We start from the raw sequence: 20,596 nt of genomic DNA, 5'->3' as shown, positions 1-20,596 counted from the left end.
CTCCCCTGATGTTCCTGCGCTCTGCACCTGCCGAGTAACGCTTGCCTTCGGGCCCGTTGTTGCCCTGGCGTCGCATTGTCATGACGGGTCTAACCCCGTGCAGATGCGGTCAAGCCGTTCGGGCTCGACCAGCTCGCGGTAAACCCTCACGTCGTCTACTGCGCCGCGGAACGGCCACTCCGGGATGCCCGCGCGCACGCCGGAGCCGAGACGCATCGGACCGGGTGCGGTCCACGCCACGGGATCGATCTCAACCGTCACCGGCTCTGGCGTCTCCAACGGCGGCGCGGACGGGTCGCACACTCGCACGCTCAGCGTCGGATTGGCGGGATCCGAAGCGTCATAGGTTCCCACGACGTGCACCCACTGCCCGGCTATGGCCGGCATGTCGGACCGCGCGGCCGTGTGGCCTGCGTCCGTGGTGTCGGCGTCCTTGACCCACAGTCCCCAGCACGGCAGCTGCCGGTCCGTCTCATCGGTCTCTGTGCCGCAGTCCGCGCTGTCGGTGTACCCCAGATGGAAAGCGCCGCGCTTGTCGCCTTCCTGCGAGATCGCTACGCCAACACCGGAGAAGTCTGCTGCGGGTTTGATGAAGGCCATGATCGTGTAGGACTTGTCGATAGCCACGGCCGGCCCACTCGTCCGCGCCACGCCCGTCCCGTCGAACACCAGGGCCTTGTCACCGACGAACCGGGGGTCGTCCGGATCATTGGGGTCGGCAATGGTTTCCCTGAGCGCGCCCTTACCCCACGACACGCCAGATGACCAGGTCAGGTTGCCTGCCGTCGGAGCACTGGTCACTTCGTTGAGCGCAGTCGTACCCGTGCCCTCGTCCAGATGCCACAGACCGTCCCGAGCGGGGTACCCCACCCAGAACTCATACTTCTCTACCGGCGACCAGTTCCCGGCCACATCCTGCGACTGGACCTCCACCTCGTTGTAGCCCGACTCGCTCGGCGCGAACGACACGGACCTCGAGCTGCTGCCTGACGTCGTGATGGTGCCGGCCTTCTCGCCGTTATTGAAGGAGTACTTGTACAGCTTCAGGTCGGTGGAGCCGTTCGCCGAGAACGTGAAGGTCCCAGCTTGCCCAACGCCACCCGCGACGCCCGCAGGCCACGACGGGTACTTCGACGAGTTCACCTCGGGCGCGTTCGGCCCCGTCACATCGGGACGGATATAGCAGTTCGTGTCCGACCAGCCGGTTGACTTGCCCGAGGAGTCCCTCGCGACCGCCTGCCACCGATAGACCCGCTGGCTGGTCAGCTGCCTGCTCTCGGGCACACGCACCCGGTGCGTGGTGGGGCTGGCTTGAAGACCTGTCCAACCCGACTCCCACCGAACATTCCCGGCGATGTGGTCGACCACCCGGAACTTCAGCTCTACCGACTGGTTCCACGGCGATTCGCCTTCCGGGTCTACGCCCGCCGCCTGAAACAACGGCACCCTGGTGCGGACAACGGTCGGTGAGCTCGAGGACCCCGCGCAATCCAACTTGTCGCCCGTCATCTGAGCCTGCGTCTTCATCGACGCAGCCGAGGGCATGTAGGGCGGCCGGTTGAACGTCACGGTGAACTGGGCCTTGTGCGACGAGCCGTTCAGGGTGTTCGCGACATACCGCTGCCACTTATCTTGATTGCCCTCGTCAACAGCCCGCAGACCGAGCGTGACATAGTCCCAGTCGCCGTTCGCGACCGACACTGCGGCGGCTTTTGCGCCCCACGACACGCGGCTCGACCGCCCGGTGCACCCATCCCTGTGTGTCACCGACTTCTGTGATTGGAACCGGTAATCGTGCCAGTTGCCTCGCGAGTTCCAAGTCGTCGCAGATGACACACCGTTTTCCGCTGTTTGATAGAGCGCTACGCCGTACTTGTTGCAGGTGTAGGAGTGACTCCCGAGCGCTGAGAACGTGGCACTTGAGACGTGACTACCCGACACACCCGCTGGCAGACCCGACATCGAGAACTCGAACAACAGCCGCGAGACACTCGTCCGGTCGCATATCGGATAGCCCCATGTCGGGCACAGTCCAACGCCCTCGGAGTTCGAGAACTTGTAGGACGCCGAGCTTGTCGGCCACCCGGAACGGACAGCAGTCCACTCGTGCAGTCCGCCCTTGATCTGCGGGTCGATGTAGAACGGGCCGGTCGCGTCCGGGTCCGCGAACATCGCGTCGTCCGCGGTCGCAACTACAGAGCGCCCATCCGCAGCGATCTCCATGTCCATGTCGACCACCTGGTCGCCATCCACGGGAGCGATCAGACGATCGACGCTGACCGCGTCGCCCTCGTCTACGACATTCGCCGACGTGCGTGCGAGCGACTCATCGGGGGCAGCTCCAGGACTACCTGCCGAAGAGTCCCACTGCTGAGGACGTCCACCGGAGAACACCGTCACATCGGATTCGCCGCCGTCTTGCGAAGCAGTCGTCACGTCGACCACTTGGAACTCGCCCGACTCGAGCTCGGTGCCATCCCCACCATCGACAGGCTCCGCGGCCTCGACCCGCAAGTCGTCCGACACCTCGTAAGCGAACGACAGTCCAGCGCCACCGGTTGCCTGCTCCAGAAGCTCGTAGGTCTCAACGTCGTCGATTCGCAGTACGGGGATCAGACCCGTGCCGTCATCTTCGACGGTCACGACGACCGCGGCGCCGGGAATCGTGGACGCATCGGGCCGCACCAAGGGGAACTCTGCACGCAGCGGGTTGTCCGGATCGAGAACCGGCTCGCCGACCTGGTAGGGAATCGTCGGCAGGCTGATGGACACCTTGCGGTCACCGGCAGGCGGCGTGGGCACCTGGCCGGGTTCGTTGTCCCAACCCACGTCACCCGCAATACCCGACGGGTCCGCCAGCTCAGCGAACGGTTCACCAGGCCCAGCCGACTTCAGATCGATATCGAACACACCAGCAGCCACCGTCAGGCCACCAGGCTCCCCCGGGTCAGTCACGATCTCACCGGACGCCGGCTCCCAGGTCTCGTTCACACGCGTCCTGGTAGCAGTCGCGGTCGACACCCACCGCACTTGTCCATTCGGCTGGACGAAGTAGGTGTCCCACGGGGTACGGGCCGCTGCGATCTCTACGTCGTGACCGCAAGCTGACGCGACCTGAACCGGATCCACGCCTGGATCGGTCAGTACATCAACGCACTCGACCGGCTCGTCCACCGGGAGCACGTCGTCCGCTTGCGCCACACCACCCGCCGCGCTGAGGCTGACCCCTACGAGACTGAGCGAGAGAACCGACGCCCAGATCCGGCGCACCCTGCCAGCGGTTGGTACCCGCATGTTGACTCCCGATCGCCCACACCACACCATGTCGACCAAGACTCAACCAGCGGCACGCAAAGCGCGTCAATGAAACAATCCGGACTTCACCCGCTGATAGCCGGTTTCGGGGAGCTGGCCACTCGGGCAGCAACCGTAAGGCCGTCCTTGAAGTTGCTCGCGGGGACCTGATGCAGGGAGTCACTACGCGCGCATCCGCCACCTGGAGCGCTGGCGCGGGATCGCCACGCTGACCGGCCTCACCCTAGCGACGGAGGTCGGCGACAGGCACCGTGCCAATTTCTCGCGACCCGATCGACCTGCGCACCGACAGCAGCCACCTCGGCTCAGGCCAAAAGCCAGTCGGTGACCCGAGCGTTGAACCACTCAGGACGTTGCAGCGGGATCCCGTGGCCACATCCAGCGACCACCTCCAGCTCACTGCTTGGCAGTGCCGCATGCACGACGGCGGCGGAGTCACGCATCAGCGCCCGCTCGCGCCGTCCGACCATCACGAGGGCACGGCCGCGAAAGTCGCTCCACTCCCCCGGCAGCTCGAACCTGAGGTTGTCTCCGACCGCGGCCAGCAGCGTCTCCTTCGTGACGCGCGCACTCGTGTCGATGTACTGCTCCAGCAGGTGCGGGGGTATGAACAGCTCCCGGGCCTGCAACCGGGCGAACCAGCGTCTGCGCGCCAGCGGTGCGGCCATGCCGAGGGTCTGCAGGGTGAGGTCGGTGAAGGGCATCACCTTCGCCTGGGCGCTCACGACCATGACACGGTCGACGAGCTCACCATGCCTGGACGCGAGCTCGATCGTCAGCTGCGCGCCCAACGAGAACCCGATGACCGCGGCGGCGTCCTTACCCTGCTGCGCAAGCACCTGGGCGAGCTCATCGACCGTCTCGACATGTGACCGGTAGGGCTCGTCGGCGCTCCCGCCGTGCCCCGGGAGGTCAGGCACCAGCACCGAGTGGGTCCGTTCGAGGCTCTGGCACAGCGAGTCCCACATCCAGCCGGCCACTCCGCCACCGTGCAGGAGCAGCACGGGCGGCCCGCCCTCCGGACCGAACGTGTTCACGAGCATGGGCCCATCCTTCCATCGCCGTCAGGCGGCACAGGCCCCCGGTCAGTGCTGCTCAGCCGGCGGCAGATCCCTGCCGATGAGCCGGGTGATCGCCACCTCGGTGGCCCCCGTCATGTCGACCGAACCGGGTTCGAGGAGCCACTGGAGCTGCAGCCCGTCCATGGTCGCGACGATCACCCGGGCCGTCGTCCCGGTGTCGACGTCGGCTCCGACCTCACCCAGCTTCTGCGCCTCGTCGAGCGCCTCGACGACCAGGGCGTGCAGCCCCTGGTACCGGTCCCGGAACCAGTCCTGCGCGGGATGCCGGGCGGTCACGCTCTCCGCGGCGAGCACGGTGTAGAGGCGCACGATCCCCTCGCGCTCGGCGTTGCGCCGCGTGGTCTCGACCAGGTGGCGCAGAAACGCCAGGCCGCGGGGACGTTCGTCGCCGAGCTCCTCGATGTCGGTCGAGTCGCGCAGGTCCAGCACCCCGGTGAGCAGGCCGGCCTTCGACGAGAAGTAGTGCAGCACGCCGGCCTGGGTCAGCCCCACCCGGTCGGCGATCTCGGCCAGCGAGGCGCTCTGGTAGCCACGCTCCGCGAACGTCTCCATGGCGATGCGCAGGATCTCCGCCCTGCGCTCGACGGGAGGACGCCGCACCCTGGTTCGCCCGCCTTCTCGTGTCATCCGAGCGAGTCTACGGACCTGCGGAAAACCCTACCTACCGAACACTCGGTAGGTAGGAGTAGGCTCACCGCACAATCCACCCATCGAGGGAGTCGCAATGACGCGCACCACCCGCACCGGGTCCGTCCGGACGGCGCTCGCCACGCTCGGCCTCCTGGCCGTCGGCGCCGCCGGCATCGGCCCAGCGGCAGCCCCGGCGGCCGCCGCACCGACCACCGCACACGTCTGGGTCACGACCGCCGACGGCAGCCGCAAGCTCGCCGACGGCGGCACGCTCAACTTCGACACCGGCCCGCAGGCGCTCGACATCCGCGTGAACCCTGGCCAGGTCGCCCAGCGCTTCACCGGCGCCGGCGCCTCCGTCACCGAGGCCTCCGCCTCGCTGATCAGCAACCTGCCCGCAGGCACCCGCGACAGCCTGATGCGGTCGCTGTTCTCGCGTTCGGGCGACGGCATCGGCCTGAACTACCTGCGCCAGCCGCTCGGCAGCACGGACTTCAACTCGGGCGGCTTCTACACGTACGAGGACACGCCCGGGCAGTTCAGCATCGCCCGCGACCAGCAACAGATCCTGCCGGTGCTGCGCCAGGCGCTGTCGATCAACCCCGGCATCCGGTTCATGGGCAGCCCGTGGTCGCCGCCCGCCTGGATGAAGACCGGCGGCTCGCTCAACGGCGGCAGCCTGCGCGCCGAGAACTACGACGAGTACGCCGACTACCTGGTCCGGACGATCCAGGCGTACGCGCAGCAGGGTGTGACGCTCAGCGACCTCACGGTGGCGAACGAGCCGCTCTTCGCCACGAGCTACCCCTCGATGAGCATGTCCGCGGCCGAGCAGGCCCAGTTCTTCCGGGTGCTCGACGCCCGGCTGACCAGCGCCGGGCTGGGCACGCAGCTCTTCGCCTACGACCACAACTGGGACCGGCCCGACTACCCGCTGGAGGTGTTCAACGGCACCCAGGGCATCTCCCGCGTCGTCGGGGCCGCCTTCCACTGCTACGGCGGCCCGCCCGAGAACCAGGCTCAGGTCGTGGCGGCCGGCAAGCGCGTCTACTTCACCGAGTGCTCGGGCACGGACAGTGACAACGCCGCGAGCACCTTCGGCGACACCCTGATCTGGCACGCGGAGAACCTCGTGGTGCGCAACATGCGCAACGGCGGCGAGACGACGATCAACTGGAACCTCGCGCTCGACCGGAACGGCGGCCCGCACCAGGGGCACTGCGGCACGCGCTGCAACGGCGTCGTCGAGATCGACGGCGGCACGGTCACCCGCAACGCCGAGTTCTACGTGCTGGGACACCTGAGCAAGTTCATCGACGCCGGCGCCCGGCGTATCGGCTCGACCAGCGAGGGCTCCGGCGGCCTGCAGAACGTCGTCCACCAGAACCCGGACGGGACCCGCATCGCCTACGTCGTGAACGCGTCGTCCGGGAGCCGCACCTTCTCGATCACCGACGAGGGCCGCTCGCTGACCCACACCCTGCCCGGCCGGTCGGTCGCCACGTACACGTGGGACCCGCGGTCGACCACCACCCCGACCGACCCGGACCCGGCGTCCTGGTACCAGGTGGCGTCGTCCGCGAGCGGCAAGTGCCTCGACGCCGCGGGCTGGGGCACTACCGACGGCACCGCGCTGCAGCAGTGGGCCTGCGGCGACGCCGCGCAGGCGAACCAGCGCTGGCGCTTCACGCCCACCACGGGCGGCTACTACCAGGTGACCAATCAGCACGCCGGCAAGGTCTGGGACGTCGACGGCGGCCCGGGGGCCGTCGCCAACGGGGCCGCGGTGCACCTGTGGTCGTACGTGGGCGGCACCAACCAGCAGTGGCGGCCGACGGCGACCGGTGGCGGCCTCACGTTCACGGCCCGGCACAGCGGCTCGTGCCTGACACTCGGCTCCGCGACCGGGACCGACGGCACCCGGCTGACCCAGCAGCCCTGTACGGGTGCGGCCACGCAGGTCTTCCGGCTCACCCAGATCGGCTGAGCCCGCACCGCTCCACGATCCGTGCGGGAGCCCGGCCAGGCTCCCGCACGGACGGCGGCGCCGCCGTCGTCGTCGGCTACTGGAAGTCCCGCGACCGCGCCGGGACGGTCAGCGTCAGCGTCGCCAGGTGCTCCGCCACCAGGTTCACCGCACCGTCGGCCGCCTCGATCCGCCCGCGCACCACCATGGCCTGCGCCGACCGCGCGACTTTCCGGAACCGCTGCCACAGCCCGACGCTGCAGATCACGTTGAGCAGTCCCGTCTCGTCCTCCAGGGACAGGAAGGTCACTCCCCCGGCCGTGCCCGGCCGCTGCCGGTGCGTCACCACCCCGCCGACGGCGATCCGGCGCCCCTGCTCGGTGGCTATCGCCTGCGCCACGGTGAGCACCCCCGCCGCCTCCAGCCCGGGGCGCACGTGCTGCGTCGGATAGGAGTCGGGAGTGACGCCGGTGGCCCACGCGTCGGCCTGGGACAGCTCGATCTCGCTCATCCCGGGCAGCATCGGGGCCTCGACGCCGACGCTGACGCCGGGCAGCGTCGTCGGCCCCTCCTGGCCGAGCGCGCCCGCCGCCCACAGACCTTCCCGCCGGTCGATGCCGAGCGGCTCCAGCGCGCCTGCCGTGGCGAGCGCCTCGAGCTGCGCCGTCGACAGCTCAACCCGCCGGACGAGGTCCCGCAGGTCCCGGAAACCGCTGGTCGAGCCCGTCGAGACCCGCGCCGCCACGATCTCCTCCGCCTTGTCCTTGCCGATGCCACGGATGGACTCCAGCCCCATGCGGACCGCGAGCGCCGGGTCGGCCCGGACGAGGTGGGCCACGGGAGTCTCGACAGGCTCGACCAGCGAAGAAGGATCCACCCGCTCCACGCTCGCCAGCACCCGCGACTGCGTCACCGACGGCCGCAGCACGCGCACCCCGTGCCGGCGGGCGTCGGCGGCCAGGGACTGCGGCGAGTAGAACCCCATGGGCTGGGCCGCGAGCAGCCCCGCGTAGAACGCGGCCGGGTGGTGCACCTTGAGCCACGAGCTCACGTACACGAGGTGCGCGAAGGAGTAGGCGTGCGACTCGGGGAAGCCGAAGTCGGCGAAGGCCTTGAGCTTCTCGAAGATCTCGTCCTGCTTGTCGGGCTCGACCTTGTTGGCCGCCATCCCCGCGTAGAACCGCTCGCGCAGCTCCTCCATGCGCTCCTGCGACCGCTTGGACCCCATCGCGCGGCGGAGCTGGTCGGACTCCTTGGGCGAGAATCCGGCGACCGCGATCGCCATCTGCATGAGCTGCTCCTGGAACAGCGGCACCCCGAGGGTTCGCTTCAGCACTGGCTCCAGCAGGTCGTGGGGGTAGGTCACGTCCTGACGTCCGCGGGCCCGTTCGATGTACGGGTGTACCGACCCGCCCTGAATGGGCCCGGGCCGGATGAGCGCGACCTCCACGACGATGTCGTAGAACTCGCGCGGCTGCAGGCGCGGCAGCGTCGCCATCTGGGCGCGCGACTCCACCTGGAACACGCCGACGGTGTCGGCGGCGCACAGCAGGTCGTACACGAGCGGGTCGGAGTCGTCGGACAGGTCGTGCATCTCGTAACGCTTCCCGGTGTGCTCCTCGATGAACTCGAACGCGTACCGGATGGCGGTCAGCATGCCCAGGCCCAGCAGGTCGAACTTGACCAGCCCGGCGTCCGCGCAGTCCTCCTTGTCCCACTGCAGCACCGTGCGCCCCTCCATGCGGGCCCACTCCACGGGGACGACCTCGATGACCGGCCGGTCGCACATGACCATGCCGCCGGAGTGGATGCCCAGGTGGCGGGGCAGGCGGAGCATCCGGTCGGCGAGGTCGAGCACGTCGTCGGGGATCTCCCCCTCCTCCGCGGCCGACGGCGGCGTGCGGAACGGCACGACGTCGTGGGAGTCGTCGGCGCGGGCCGGCCGGGGCTCTCCCGGGGTACGCGGCTCCTCGGCGAGCATGTCGACGAAGATCCCGGGGCTGCCCGCGTTCGTGCGCCCGGGACCGGCCCGTCCGCCGTCCAGGTGCCCGACGTGCGGGCGCGGTTCCCGCGGCCCCCACAGCACAGCCGTCCGGGCATCCTTGGCGGCGGTCTTGTTCTGCGGTCCGGCCGACGGCGTCGGGGTCGGGGTCGGGGTCGCCTGGGGCTTCAGCGACCCCCAGCGCTCGATCGACTTGGACCACGCGTCCTGCTGCCCGATGTCGTAGCCGAGCGCGCGGGCGGCGTCGCGCACCGCGGACCGTGGCCGGTAGGAGATGACGTTCGCGACCTGCGCCGCGTGCGTGCGCCCGAACTTCTCGTAGACGTACTGGATCACCTCCTCGCGCCGTACCGACTCGATGTCGATGTCGATGTCCGGCGGGCCGTCCCGCTCCGGTGCGAGGAACCGCTCGAACAGCAGCCCGTGCTTCACCGCGTCCACGGCCGTGATCCCCAGGGCGAAGCAGACCGCCGAGTTCGCGGCGCTGCCCCGTCCCTGCGCGAGGATCCCCTGCTCCCGGCAGAACCTCACCAGGTCGTAGACCACGAGGAAGTACCCGGGGAAGTGCAGATCGGTGATGACCTTCAGCTCGTGGTCGATCTGCGTCCAGGCCTTCACGTTGCTCTCACGCGGGCCGTAGTACTTCGTCGCACCCTGGTAGGTGAGCTCCCGCAGCCAGGACGCCTCGGTGTACCCGGGCTCCACCGGGTACGGCGGCAGGTCGGGGGCGATGAGCTTGAGGTCGAACGCGCACTCCTCGCCCAGCGCCGCCGCCGTCGGCACGGCCTGCGGGTGCCGGTGGTGCAGGCGCGCCATCTCCGCGCCGCTGCGCAGGTGGGCGGTGGGCGCGCCGGGCAGCCAGCCGTCCAGGTCGTCCAGGGAGGAGCGGGCCCGGACGGCGGCGAGCGCCCCGGCGAGGTCGGCGTCCCGGGGGCGCGCGTAGTGCGCGGCGGTGGTGGCGACCAGCGGCAGGCGTGCTTCTTCGGCCAGCAGGGCGAGCGCGTCGTGCAGGTCGGCGTCACGCGGGTCGCCGGTGGCGGTGATCTCGACGGCAACATTCCCCCGCCCAAAAGCGTCCACAAGCCGCCCGACCTCCCACCGAGCCCGATCCAGCCGGTCGGTCCGGCTCCCCCCAGACCGTTGAGTGCTGGGTATTTGCCCTGTCGAAACGTTTTGAGAGGACAAATACCCAGCACTCAACGGGGCCGTCAGGGCCTGGCGGACGGCGCCCTTGCGGCAGCCCGTGAGGATTAGCCACTCGCCGGCCGACTTCTCGCCCAAGGACTCCAGCGTGTAGGTGGCCGCGCCCTTGACGCCCGCGTCCAGGTGCGCGGTGCCGATCGCGCTCGACAGGTTGCGGTAGCCGTGCTCGCCGCGCGCGAGCACGAGCAGGTGCGTGGCGCGCGGGTCGGGGGTCCCGGTGGGCGGGTCGAGCACCGGTGCGCCGTTCGCGCCCGCAGGGGCCGGGAGGTGCAGCTCCGCCCCGAACGAGGTCTTCAGCCCGACCTTCTTCGCCGCCTCGGAGAACCGCACCACCCCGTACAGCCCGTCGTGGTCGGTGATCGCGAGCGACGTCAGCCCGAGCCGCGCACCCTCGGCCGCGAGCTCCTCGGGGTGGGAGGCACCGTCCAGGAAGCTGAACGCGGAGTGCGCGTGCAGCTCGGCGTACGGCACTCCGCCGGTCGGCACACCGTCAGTCATAGAGCGCCTCCAGCGCCCATTCCCCCGCCGACGACGACAGCAGCAGGCCCAGCGTCGGAGCCGCCACGCCGTCCGCCACCACCTGGAGGAACACGCGGCGCCTGCCCTGCGGTGTCCACCATCGCTCGGCGACCGGCCACGGCCCCGCCCAGTCGACGACGACGGCGTCGATCCCGCCCCACGCCCCCTCACCGGGCACGACGACGCGCGCCGGGTCCCCGCTGACCGCGAGCCGCACGTCGACGACGACGGGTCGCCCGGCGTCGTCGAGCACGTGCGCGGGGACCGGCTCCGGCAGCACGACGGACGGCGCGGGCGGCGGCAGGGCGCCGGGCCAGGGCCGGTCGGGGTCACGCTCCGGCGGGACCTGCTCTCCGAACGGGACGAGCTGGACGCGGTCCCGGGGATCACGACCCCCTTGGAGCCGGACGGTGAGCACGGCGTCGCCGCCGAGCAGCGCCTGCACCCGCTCGACGGCGCGGCGCGCCCGCAGGTCCTCGCCCGCGCCGGGCCCCCACAGACGCGGCTGCAGCGCCCCGGCGGGCGCGACCTCCTCGGCAGCCAGGGTCAGGCCCGCGATCGGCGCGGGCGCCTCGCCCTTCCCGAGGGACGACGCCGTGAGCCAGCCCTCGAGCTGCCACCGCACCCGGTCCGTGATCCGGGCCGCCGACAGCCCGCCGAGCGTGTCGTCGGTACGCCACAGTCGTTCCAGGGTGCGGGCCTCACCCGTGACCGGGTCGACGGCGCGCGCCGTGATCCGCAGGCGCCCGCAGGCGAGGCCGCTCCGGCTCAGGTCGTCGTGCAGGTGTTCGGCCAGGCGGCGGGCCGCGAACGTGGCGACGTCGACCCGGTGCGCCGGCGGGTCCAGCTCCTCGGTGACGGTCAGGTCCTCCTCGAGCCGACGCCGGGCCGGCGGCCGCACGTCCTGCCCCCTGGCGAGACGCTGCGCCCAGACGCCGAGGTCGCCGAAGCGGGCGGCGACGGCGGGGTCGGGCAGCGCGGCCAGCTCGGCCAGGGTGCGGATGCCGAGGCGGCGCCACAGGTCGACGAGCTCGGTCAGAGTGCGGTCTCCGGGCCGGGCGTGCACGAGCACGGCCGCCGGCCGGGGCGCGAGGTAGTCCCGCGAGGCATCCGGCGGCACGACGGCGTCCTCGCGGGCCGCGAGCACCGCGGCCAGGAACCCGTCGGCGACCCCGACCTGACACTCGTGACCGGTGCGGACGGCGACCTGCTCGGTCAGCTCGCGGGCCAGGTCGCGCTCCGAGCCGTGGTACCGCGCCGCCCCGCCCGACGGCAGCAGGAGCAGGCCGGGGCGGGCGATCTCCAGCCCGGAGACCACGGTCTCGGCGGCCACGGCGACCGGCTCGAACTCGCGGGCGTCGCGGGCGTCGTCGGCGGTCCAGAGCTGCAGGTCGGGACAGCGGCCCTGGGCCTCACGACGGCGCATGCCGCGGCGCACCCCGGCGCTGCGGGCGGGTGCGGACACCGCGACGATCCGCCCGCCGGGACCACCCGTCACCGCCGCGGGCGTCTCGGGACCCAGGCCGGCGACGACCAGGGCCGCGACGACCGGCCAGTCGGGCACCCAGAGGCAGGCGGTGCGGGTGGCCGCTCCCGCCGTCGTGGGGCCGGAACGGTCGGTCATCCGACGAGCTCCAGCCGCGGACGAGAGCCCTCGTCAGGCGACCCCGTCACGGAGCCCTGACCAGCGGAAGGCTCGACGACGCCGGCCACTCCTCCGCCGACCGCCCGGCATACCGGCACCTCGACGTCCAGGTGCAGGGGCCGCGCCGCGTTCCCCCGCCCGGTGCGTCGCACCCGCAGCGTCCGACGCCGCAACCAGCCAGCCCCGTGATCGACCCCCGCCCAGTCCCCCTCGGTCGCCTGAAGCACCACGTGCGCCCCAACCCACCCGACACCCCCCACCCCTCGTTGAGTGCTGGATTTTTGCCCTGTTGACGGCCGTTGGAGGGGCAAATACCCAGCACTCAACGAGCTTGATGCGGGGGTGGGGAGAGTAGCCACCAGGACCGTTCCGCGGTCGCGGGCCCGGGTGGTCAGCCGACGGCGGTCCTGGTCCAGCAGCGCGACCTCCGGCCCGATCACGACGATGTCCATGCCGTCGATCAGTGCGGCGAGCACCGCGGGCGCGTCGACGCCCGACCCGGCCGGCAGCGGCACCACGAGGGTGCGCGCCAGGTCGCACCCGGCGTCGGCCGCTGCGGCCATGCCGGCGGCCGGGTAGCCGACCAGCACCGTCCAGGCACCGTCGCGGGACGCCTCGGCGAGCAGCGTGAGCAGGAGCGACGTCGAGCCCTGGACCACGACCGTGGTGCCGGCGCGCAGGCCGCCGTCGGGCAGGAGGGACGCGAGGCGCGGGTCCACCGGTAGAACTCGGGTGTCCCCGTCGGCTGGGCGGTCGACAAGGCGGTCGGCGGACCGGTCAGCTGCGCGGTCGGCCTGGCGCTCAGCGAGGGGTTCGGGGCGGACCGCCTGGACGGGCCGTGCGGCCGTGGCCTGCTTCCGTACGCCGGTGCGCACCTCGGCGGACCGCAGGGCTGCGAGCGCCCGTGCGTGCCGGGTAGCGGCGGTGTCGTCGGTGTCGTCGACATCGCCGTCGAGGGCGATCGCCTCCGAGGACGCGCTTACAACGGTCATGACCCTCCAGCGATGGTGTCTGCCGGTGGTGACCGGATCGGTCGAGCACCTCATCGAACGCCTGTTCGATAGAACACCAGTACACATCTCGCGGGGCATGCCTGTCAAACCATCGACCTCGCAACACTGCGGGGCCTCCGCGCTGTTGAGCGATCAAACGACCCTCATGCGTGTTGAGGTCAAAACGGGACCACCCGCCGGAACTCGACCATCAGGACGACCCTCCCAGCAGCGCGTTCACCCGCGCCTCGTCGAGCTCGCCGTGGTCGGTGACGAACCCGACACCTACCGGAAGACACTTGCCGAAATCGAGCCGTTCGTCGCGCAACACATCGGAGTGCAGCACGTATGCGAGGTTGACGGGAAAGCCGCTCATGCCCGCATGGGCCTGCTGCCCCGCTATCCGGGCCGCCATCACCAACGCCGGCACCGCCAGGGTCAGGCGCCCGTCACCGGTCTCTTCGACGACGAGGTCGTCCTCGATCTGCCCACGCTGGTTCCCCGCCAAGTTCAGCTGGTCGAGCGTGGTGCTGTATCCGATGGGACGGACCGCGACGCACACGACATAGTCCGGACGGTCCGGACCCGCCACGACCCGCCTGAGCTGGACCCACAAAGGCAACTGCGCAGCCAGATCCTCCGGACCGAGGTCCAGGCTGTCGAGCGTGATGAACGGCGCCACGAGCACTCCCTCCCAGCAGGGCACGGTCCCAGCCCCAGCGTGCCTACCCGGTCCAGGACCGACCGACGGTCAGGCGAGAATAGCGCCTGCGTCGTCGGCCCTACCCTGGTCTCGTGGAATGGACGACGGCAGGGCTGCGTGCAGCGGGCTTTGGCGGCCTCGTGCCGTTCGCAGACCTCCCAGAAGCCGAAGTTCCGAACGAACCAGGCGTCTACGTGATCGTGCGGGACACGATCGACGCTCCGGAGCTCTTGAACGTGAACCCTGCGGGCTGGTTCAAAGGGCGTGACCCGTCCGTCATCCTGGCGAAGCTGGAATCCAACTGGATCACCGGGGCCTCGGTCGTGTACATCGGGACAGCGACCGGCGGCGCCCATGGGCGGCGCACCCTGCAGAAGCGCCTGGATGAGTACCGCCGCCACGGGTCCGGTAAAGCTGTCGCTCACTGGGGAGGCCGCTACATCTGGCAGCTCGCCGACAGCGCCCGATTGCTGGTCTGCTGGAGGACGACGACGTCGGACCAGGCCGAAAGCCTGGAGTCGGAACTTATCGACAACTTTGAAACCGCCCTGGGTATCCGACGACGTGCCACCCGCCCGGACCGCCAGCCGCTCGCCATGTCGGCGCGGCTACTCGACGACGCAGGGTCGATCAGTTCTCCACGCACCCAATCGGCTGATCGTGAGTGCTGATGGCGACCTCGGTCACGTATTCGCCCGTCGTTCCGAATGACATGAAGAGCCCGTCCTCGGCAACGACGAATCGCGGGACGGTGCCCCATGGCGCCCAGACATCGGCCCATTCGCCGTCCGGGTAGATGGCTTCGAGCTCGGCGCTGGTGTGGCCCAGTCGTGCACCGGTCTCAGTCACCAAGCCACGGGTAGGTCCGACCCCCTCAACCGTCCCGCTGAAGTACGGGTCGGGAAGGAACGCGCAGACCTTCTCGATCTCGTCGATGCCTCGTGCGAAGCCTGCGACCCCTGGTTGGGCACCCTCGGGCTGAAATCCCCGCGAACCGATCTCTGCTCCTGAGGTGTCGAGAGCGATGCCGTTTAGGGCCTGTAGCTCCGAAGCGGTCATGCCGAGGCGCACCGGTCCGATCGCCTGCGCCGTTAGTGCCCATTCGGTCGCCGCATATGTCACTTTCACCTGGTAGCCGTTGCGGTCGCTCCCGGGCTCGATGAGGATCTGCATCCCGGACACCACCTGCTCAACTGCTGTGAGCGCCGCGCTCGCTGCGGCCGCGACTGCTTTGATTGCCCAGCCTGCTACTCCGGCCACCGCGACGCCACTGAGGCAGTTGACCGTAAAGGTCACGGCCGTCGTCGTGATATCGGCGACGTTTGCGGCGCTCATCTCCGTATCCGCGCGGAACAAGCCGGTGAATCCGTCGAGGCACTGCGGTCGTTCGAGCAGACGGGCAAACTCCTCTGCGGCGACGGCCTGGTCTGCTATGGCGCTTGGAAGCAGGCGTGTTACTGCGGTGTACACCTCGACGCCGAGCATGATGCCTCCAAGTGACCAGCCGAGTATCGAAGGATCGATGGTCACCGTCTCGGTGGTGCCCAGAGGCGCGGTGAACACCGCGGTCTGCCCTGGTCCGAGGATGAACACGTCGGGTCCCGGCAACGCTTGGTCGTCCAGCGCGTGCACCACCGTGTCGAACAATCCCAATGACGGCTGGACTTCGTCGGCTGTCCAGCGGCCGTGATAGACCTCGACCGGGTAGTTCCGTGCGTTGGCGATCTTCAGCACCTGCTGATCGCCTTCCCTGCCCGCGCACCATTTGACCCGTGTACCGCTGTCGGACACCACGCTCGCACCGTCTGACCGAAGTCCGTCCTCGTCCGGGCATGTCGGCTGGTCCGCACCGCTTGCTCGGCCGAACGAGTTGACCGTTCGCCCGACTGCGGCGCGAAGTTTGTCCTTCACCCAGCCCCACTCAAGGTGTACTGAGAAGTGGTCCACCTGGGCGACGACGTTCGTGCCCGACTCGCTGAGGTCGGTCTCGTAGGGGTGCCAATGCCCCGTCTGCTCATCAACGTACGCCGCGCCGGCCGGGATCAGGTCGTCATCTCCCCTGGCCCGGAACTCGATGCTCGCCGTTCCGGTGAGTTCGGCATCCTTCAGTTGGATTTCCCAGGCACCGATGACGCCGACACCTTCTCCTGGAGGCATTGTCAGCTCCGAGACCGACACCGGAGTGACCTCAAGCGTTCCAGGCGCCGAGACAGCTCCCGCAGGAATGACGACGCGCACCTGGCCGGGCACGTCCAGCCTCGTTTCACTGGAGGGATCGACACTCGCTGTGAACCTGCTCGAGGCAGACGGCTCAGGCTCGTCCGGGGGGCTCGGTGTACAGCCGGCCACAACAAGACACAGCACCATAAGGACAGCTGGGATCGTCGCTCGGAGCACCATGTCCGTAGGTCCGAGGAGCACATTGGCGATGGGCATCTGCCCACGCGGGCGTTGTTCTGTTCCATGCACTCGTGCGAACCCTCGCGTCGTCATGACGGCGAGATCGTGAGTGTCGTGGCGCGCCACGGGGCTTCCGGGTCGAGACCGTTGTAGTAGGCATCGATGTACTCAGGGGAATCCATGCCGGTCTGGGAAGCTGGCAGAACCCCTGACATCGTCAACGTTACCTGATCCCCGCCAAGGAGTAAGACCACCTCGCAGGTCAGCACAACATCGCCGACGAAACACTCGTCGCCTTGGGGGTCGCTGACCCACTCTGGCTCGCGATCGGCCTGCGCGGCACCGAAGTATGGCGACGCCTCCGCCTGTGCACGGACCTCGGGAGTCGCCACCTCAGAGATGTCCCAGCCGTAAGCAAACGCAGCGGCGAAGCCCTTCGCTGGATTGTAGTCACCGGCCTCGGCTACGACGGTGACCGGGCCAGAGGCCGCGTTGCCGGTCACGGACCATGTGACACGAGCGACTGCCGATGTGCAGCAATTCGGGTCGCCGAAGACGGTGGCACCCTGCCGTACGGTCACGGTCTCGTCATCAAGTTCGACTACTTCGTAGAACGGGCCCCGCTCGGTTGAGGCGATCGCTGGGAGTTGAATCGGAGCGCCCCCGCTCGTGCGCCAAACCCAGATCTGGTTATAGGGGTACACGAGCTCGCCTTGGCACCGGACAAGCACTGCTGCATCCTCTTGCCCGTCGCCGTCGATCTGGCCACGGACCGGTTCGACGCCGAGGATCCCGAGTGTTCCTTCTGGATCGCCCTCAGTCACTCCCCGCGCCTGACCGTCGACGACGCGCTGGGGTGCGACGTTGCGGCATATCCCAGCGGGATAGGTCGTGTTCAGAAAGTCGGCGGGAATCCGGGAAGCATCGAGCTGGTCAGTGAGAGCTGTGATCACGTGGAGGGTGTCGGCCAGCACAGCGCGATCGCTAGTGAGGTCGGAGTGCCAGCACAGCCGATCGCTGGTGTCCGTGAGGGTACTGGTCACGTTGGAGTTGTCGATCAGGCTGGTGTAGACCAGTGTTCCGCAGTCATGCACCGCCGTGCCGCCGATGCCGTCGACCTTCTGGCTGCGTGCTGTCGCGGAGCTGGTTCCGACGATCAGGTCACCGACCTCGATGGTCAGCGCCTTGTAGAAGATCTTGCTTTGCAACTTCACTGAGCCGGCGATAGCGAACACAGGCACGGTCTGCGGGAACTCCGGTAGTGAAGTCAGTTCGTCGGAGCCCGGTGCAAATGCCCGGGCGGCGTCAGATGTCGCAATAGCCCTGGCGTAGTTGCACGAGACCTCGCGCCTGATGCAGGAGGCGACGATGATCGCGGCGGCGGTCTGCATGGCTTCTGTCTTGAGAGGTGCACGCAGGAAGGATCCTTGATGCGGTGTGCCGATGGTGACCACGCCAGCCACCTGGTTGGCGACACCCTTCACCCCTGAGCAGGCCGCGTCCAGCGCGCATCGAGTCGCGAGCCCTCCCATGGAGTGAGCGACCACGATGGCCTTCCCTGAGCCGCCAGCCGCTCGGGATATGCCTGCCAGCTCCTTGATGTGCTCTGCGAGCCGCCGGCTAATGCGGTCCGTGCCTACGGCGCCGTCGTCGACCCAGTAGGTCGACTCGGTTGAGTAGTCGAACAATGAGTAGCAGTACCGGCCGTTGTCTGCGGTCAGGTATGCAAGGGAATCTGCGGACCATGTGCTCGGTCCGGAGTTGTAGCCATGGACCAGGACGATGGCCTGGCGCGCGTCAGCCTTCTGGCAGGCCCGCGGAGCAGCGGTCGCCGTCGTACTGCCAAATACGTTCAAGGCGACCACGACAGCAATGGTCGTTAGGGCCGTCCATATGGAGCGCTTCGCGCCTGAGCTGGTCATGGGGCCGGCACAGCATTCACGACCAGCCAGGCATCGTCCTGGTAGGCAAGGGTGAGCTGCCACGATCCTGGTTCTGGACCAGTCAATTCCGCATCGACGCTGGCGAGCTCGGCGCCGTGGGCGAAAGTGCTCGGATCGATCGAGATGGTGGAACCGGGCGGAAGCAGTGGGCCTCCGCCGTCCGCGAGATAGGCGTCATCGAATCCGGCAGCAAGGACGGCAGCGACCACTTGTGAATCCTCTGAGACCAGCGAGGCCTCAAGCATCGCTCTGTCATCGGCCGAAAGAGCGGTTCCCGCTGGTGGTGATGAGTCCGCTGAGGTACCGGCGTCGGCGTTCGCACCCCGTGCCAGAAGCCACACGGCCGTCGAAACGCCTGCAAGCAGTACCAGCGCAACAACGATCACGGTGGAGCGTCGCTTCCGTCTCCATGCCATGTCGTCCCCCATGCAACTCAGCCGCCTCTCCGTCGATCTGATCTAGATTCAGCCAGGAACTTCCATTGCGGCCCTCGAAGCAACGAACGCTTCTGCCCCGGAACAAATACCTCGCCCGGAACTAGCTAACGCGCGTGAATTGCACCGGTTTGGCGACGATCCTAATCTCAATCAGCAACCCGAAGGGCAGGGCGATTCAACCTTGCTGGACCCACTGGGGCCAGGGCCGTATTGGTCTGAACTCAGCGCGCCGTGTTCCACGGTGAATACGAGCAGGAAGACCGAACCGATCCCACGGGGGATCAGGTTGAGGAAATGTGGGCACCTGAACGGTTCGTGTCGTGCAGGCGGCGCACCGTTACCGCGATTGCGTGCAATATGACCGCCATGAGTGGGAGCAGGAGAACGAAGGTAAAGTAATTTCCCTCGCCCTCAGTCCCGATCGTTAGGTTCGACAAGATCACGCAGACGCTGAGGACGATGGCATAGAACAGCATGAAGAGCCAATACTCGCTCCAGCGCGCACGTCCGGAGAATGTGGCGTATTTCTCCGTCAGGCAGATGCGTACCGCATCGTGAAATGACATCTCGCCCCCTTGCCTCGACTCGATGGGTTCACAAGATATGGCGGAGCGCCCGTGGTCCGCCAGGTCTCGGGCTCGTTCGTGTCGGGTGAACTGCAGGTTCACCCTCATTACCTACGACCCGACCGCTCAAGCAGGCGTGCGGGTGAACTCCATTCCGAACGAGGACAGGCAGGGCCAATGCCGCTAGCCTCCCTGCAGAGCCACATGCGATCGCGGCGCCCAGAGGATCGGCACTTTGGCGATCCGATCCTCATAGGAACTTCGACAGAACTCACAGTCGCGATTCACGTCGACAGAGACACGGTTCAAACATGTGCCAACGGCAAGAGCCAACTTCCCCAGACCTACGCAACAGGTGAGGACTGAGTTGACGAGCGCAGGCATTCACGCTCGGCGCCGCATCGGCGCCGCATCCGTTTTCTGCACCACAACCGTATTCGTCGCTGTCGTTGCCGCAGGGTGCTCCGGCGGATTTGACGACGAGCTAAGTGAGTCGACGGCGGCATCGGAACCTACCCGCAAGGAGGCCGCACTCGTCGTTGACGATCTAGAGTCCGCGCCGGTTCCTTCCGCCTGCGGACACCCTGCAGGCACTCTCGTCGGCGGGTCGCTTCCGCTCATCCCTGACCAGATGGGGGGCGTCCTTCTCTCACGTGACGCTGACGGCGAACCCAGACATCTTGCGACAGACCTCACCGGGACAGGGCCCGAGTACCTCGCCTTGCTTGATTGCCACACCGGTGGTGTGGCGTGGCCAGAGGTTGTCGTCCTCTACGGCCCGGGGCCCACATTGCTCGGGTCGATTGATCTCAGCGACGTCGAGCTCGGGCCGCCCCATGGTGGCGAACACCGGAGGGTACAAGCGTGGCACTCGGATGGCGACACCGTGCAAGCCACCATCGTCGACTACTCCGGAGCCGGATTTGACGCTGTCACCTGGACGGGAGTGTTCCGGATGCGCGAGGGAGTACTGACTCTCGATGACTTGACCTACGTGTCCGGACCGGAGGACCTGTGACCCGGCTCTGGCGGGCCGGCACGATTCTGCTCATCGCGTTCTGCGTGGCGTGCTCCGGCCCGTCCGATACTGATGCCGAGCCCCCAGTTCCTTCCTCGACCGTCGGAACTCCGAGTGCGTCCCCTCTCGACCCGTTCGCGTTCACCGGGCTGGATGCCTCCGTCACCTGCGCAGA

General features: G+C 68.5%; 14 protein-coding genes. 3 read left to right on the top strand and 11 right to left on the bottom strand.

Annotated elements, in window-relative coordinates; translation table 11 throughout:
- Positions 1–78: 78 nt before the first annotated feature.
- The 3 genes from ACQEVI_RS24040 to ACQEVI_RS24030 all read right to left on the bottom strand — a co-directional run bounded on the left by ACQEVI_RS24040 (position 79) and on the right by ACQEVI_RS24030 (position 5,024).
- Positions 79–2,991 (bottom strand): hypothetical protein, encoded by a 2,913-nt coding sequence (locus tag ACQEVI_RS24040; RefSeq protein WP_432903888.1) that lies wholly within the window; start codon positions 2,989–2,991, stop codon positions 79–81.
- A 629-nt stretch (positions 2,992–3,620) separates the two neighbouring features.
- On the bottom strand, positions 3,621–4,358 hold the full coding sequence (locus ACQEVI_RS24035) for an alpha/beta fold hydrolase (protein ID WP_432903885.1): 738 nt from the start codon (positions 4,356–4,358) through the stop codon (positions 3,621–3,623).
- A 42-nt stretch (positions 4,359–4,400) separates the two neighbouring features.
- Entirely contained in the window at positions 4,401–5,024 is a 624-nt protein-coding gene (locus tag ACQEVI_RS24030) for a TetR family transcriptional regulator (RefSeq protein ID WP_432903882.1), read from the bottom strand.
- A 97-nt stretch (positions 5,025–5,121) separates the two neighbouring features.
- On the opposite strand from ACQEVI_RS24030, the gene ACQEVI_RS24025 reads away from it, so the two are divergent.
- Entirely contained in the window at positions 5,122–7,014 is a 1,893-nt protein-coding gene (locus ACQEVI_RS24025; protein WP_432903879.1) for an RICIN domain-containing protein, read from the top strand.
- A 76-nt stretch (positions 7,015–7,090) separates the two neighbouring features.
- Here ACQEVI_RS24025 and ACQEVI_RS24020 read toward each other — a convergent pair whose 3' ends face one another.
- The 4 genes from ACQEVI_RS24020 to ACQEVI_RS24005 all read right to left on the bottom strand — a co-directional run bounded on the left by ACQEVI_RS24020 (position 7,091) and on the right by ACQEVI_RS24005 (position 14,036).
- On the bottom strand, positions 7,091–10,696 hold the full coding sequence (locus ACQEVI_RS24020; RefSeq protein WP_432903875.1) for an error-prone DNA polymerase: 3,606 nt from the start codon (positions 10,694–10,696) through the stop codon (positions 7,091–7,093).
- Complete coding sequence (locus ACQEVI_RS24015; RefSeq protein WP_432903873.1) at positions 10,689–12,341, bottom strand: DNA polymerase Y family protein; 1,653 nt, start codon at positions 12,339–12,341, stop codon at positions 10,689–10,691. The genes ACQEVI_RS24020 and ACQEVI_RS24015 overlap by 8 nt, the downstream gene beginning before the upstream one ends.
- Entirely contained in the window at positions 12,338–13,354 is a 1,017-nt protein-coding gene (locus ACQEVI_RS24010; protein ID WP_432903870.1) for a hypothetical protein, read from the bottom strand. The genes ACQEVI_RS24015 and ACQEVI_RS24010 overlap by 4 nt, the downstream gene beginning before the upstream one ends.
- Before the next feature lie 211 nt (positions 13,355–13,565).
- Positions 13,566–14,036 (bottom strand): hypothetical protein, encoded by a 471-nt coding sequence (locus ACQEVI_RS24005; RefSeq protein WP_432903867.1) that lies wholly within the window; start codon positions 14,034–14,036, stop codon positions 13,566–13,568.
- A gap of 113 nt (positions 14,037–14,149) precedes the next feature.
- Between ACQEVI_RS24005 and ACQEVI_RS24000 the strand changes: the two genes are divergently transcribed.
- On the top strand, positions 14,150–14,728 hold the full coding sequence (locus ACQEVI_RS24000; RefSeq protein WP_432903864.1) for a hypothetical protein: 579 nt from the start codon (positions 14,150–14,152) through the stop codon (positions 14,726–14,728).
- Here the strand turns inward: ACQEVI_RS24000 and ACQEVI_RS23995 are convergent.
- The 4 genes from ACQEVI_RS23995 to ACQEVI_RS23980 form a co-directional block, all read right to left on the bottom strand.
- Positions 14,688–16,307: a hypothetical protein gene (locus ACQEVI_RS23995; protein WP_432903861.1), complete on the bottom strand. Its 1,620-nt coding sequence runs from the start codon at positions 16,305–16,307 to the stop codon at positions 14,688–14,690. The genes ACQEVI_RS24000 and ACQEVI_RS23995 overlap by 41 nt on opposite strands.
- A gap of 239 nt (positions 16,308–16,546) precedes the next feature.
- Positions 16,547–18,322: an esterase/lipase family protein gene (locus ACQEVI_RS23990; protein WP_432903859.1), complete on the bottom strand. Its 1,776-nt coding sequence runs from the start codon at positions 18,320–18,322 to the stop codon at positions 16,547–16,549.
- 53 nt (positions 18,323–18,375) lie between these two features.
- Positions 18,376–18,828: a hypothetical protein gene (locus ACQEVI_RS23985; RefSeq protein ID WP_432903856.1), complete on the bottom strand. Its 453-nt coding sequence runs from the start codon at positions 18,826–18,828 to the stop codon at positions 18,376–18,378.
- A gap of 290 nt (positions 18,829–19,118) precedes the next feature.
- Positions 19,119–19,403, bottom strand: coding sequence for a DUF805 domain-containing protein (locus ACQEVI_RS23980; RefSeq protein WP_432903854.1), 285 nt, complete (start codon positions 19,401–19,403; stop codon positions 19,119–19,121).
- A 631-nt stretch (positions 19,404–20,034) separates the two neighbouring features.
- Here ACQEVI_RS23980 and ACQEVI_RS23975 point away from each other — a divergent pair.
- Positions 20,035–20,421 (top strand): hypothetical protein, encoded by a 387-nt coding sequence (locus ACQEVI_RS23975; RefSeq protein ID WP_432903851.1) that lies wholly within the window; start codon positions 20,035–20,037, stop codon positions 20,419–20,421.
- The last annotated feature ends 175 nt before the right edge of the window (positions 20,422–20,596 follow it).

It is taken from the genome of Promicromonospora sp. CA-289599 (assembly GCF_050936155.1).
Taxonomy (GTDB): Bacteria; Actinomycetota; Actinomycetes; order Actinomycetales; family Cellulomonadaceae; genus Promicromonospora.
This window is presented reverse-complemented; position numbering and strand designations above follow the sequence as displayed.

What these genes read in the sequence shown, in the direction of transcription:
- ACQEVI_RS23980 (WP_432903854.1), bottom strand. Translation starts at nt 19,403, where the DNA reads ATGTCATTTCACGATGCGGTACGCATCTGCCTGACGGAGAAATACGCC.
- ACQEVI_RS23985 (WP_432903856.1), bottom strand. Translation starts at nt 18,828, where the DNA reads ATGGGGGACGACATGGCATGGAGACGGAAGCGACGCTCCACCGTGATC.
- ACQEVI_RS23975 (WP_432903851.1), top strand. Translation starts at nt 20,035, where the DNA reads ATGGGGGGCGTCCTTCTCTCACGTGACGCTGACGGCGAACCCAGACAT.
- ACQEVI_RS24025 (WP_432903879.1), top strand. Translation starts at nt 5,122, where the DNA reads ATGACGCGCACCACCCGCACCGGGTCCGTCCGGACGGCGCTCGCCACG.
- ACQEVI_RS24030 (WP_432903882.1), bottom strand. Translation starts at nt 5,024, where the DNA reads ATGACACGAGAAGGCGGGCGAACCAGGGTGCGGCGTCCTCCCGTCGAG.
- ACQEVI_RS24035 (WP_432903885.1), bottom strand. Translation starts at nt 4,358, where the DNA reads ATGCTCGTGAACACGTTCGGTCCGGAGGGCGGGCCGCCCGTGCTGCTC.
- ACQEVI_RS24015 (WP_432903873.1), bottom strand. Translation starts at nt 12,341, where the DNA reads ATGACCGACCGTTCCGGCCCCACGACGGCGGGAGCGGCCACCCGCACC.
- ACQEVI_RS24010 (WP_432903870.1), bottom strand. Translation starts at nt 13,354, where the DNA reads ATGACCGTTGTAAGCGCGTCCTCGGAGGCGATCGCCCTCGACGGCGAT.
- ACQEVI_RS24020 (WP_432903875.1), bottom strand. Translation starts at nt 10,696, where the DNA reads ATGACTGACGGTGTGCCGACCGGCGGAGTGCCGTACGCCGAGCTGCAC.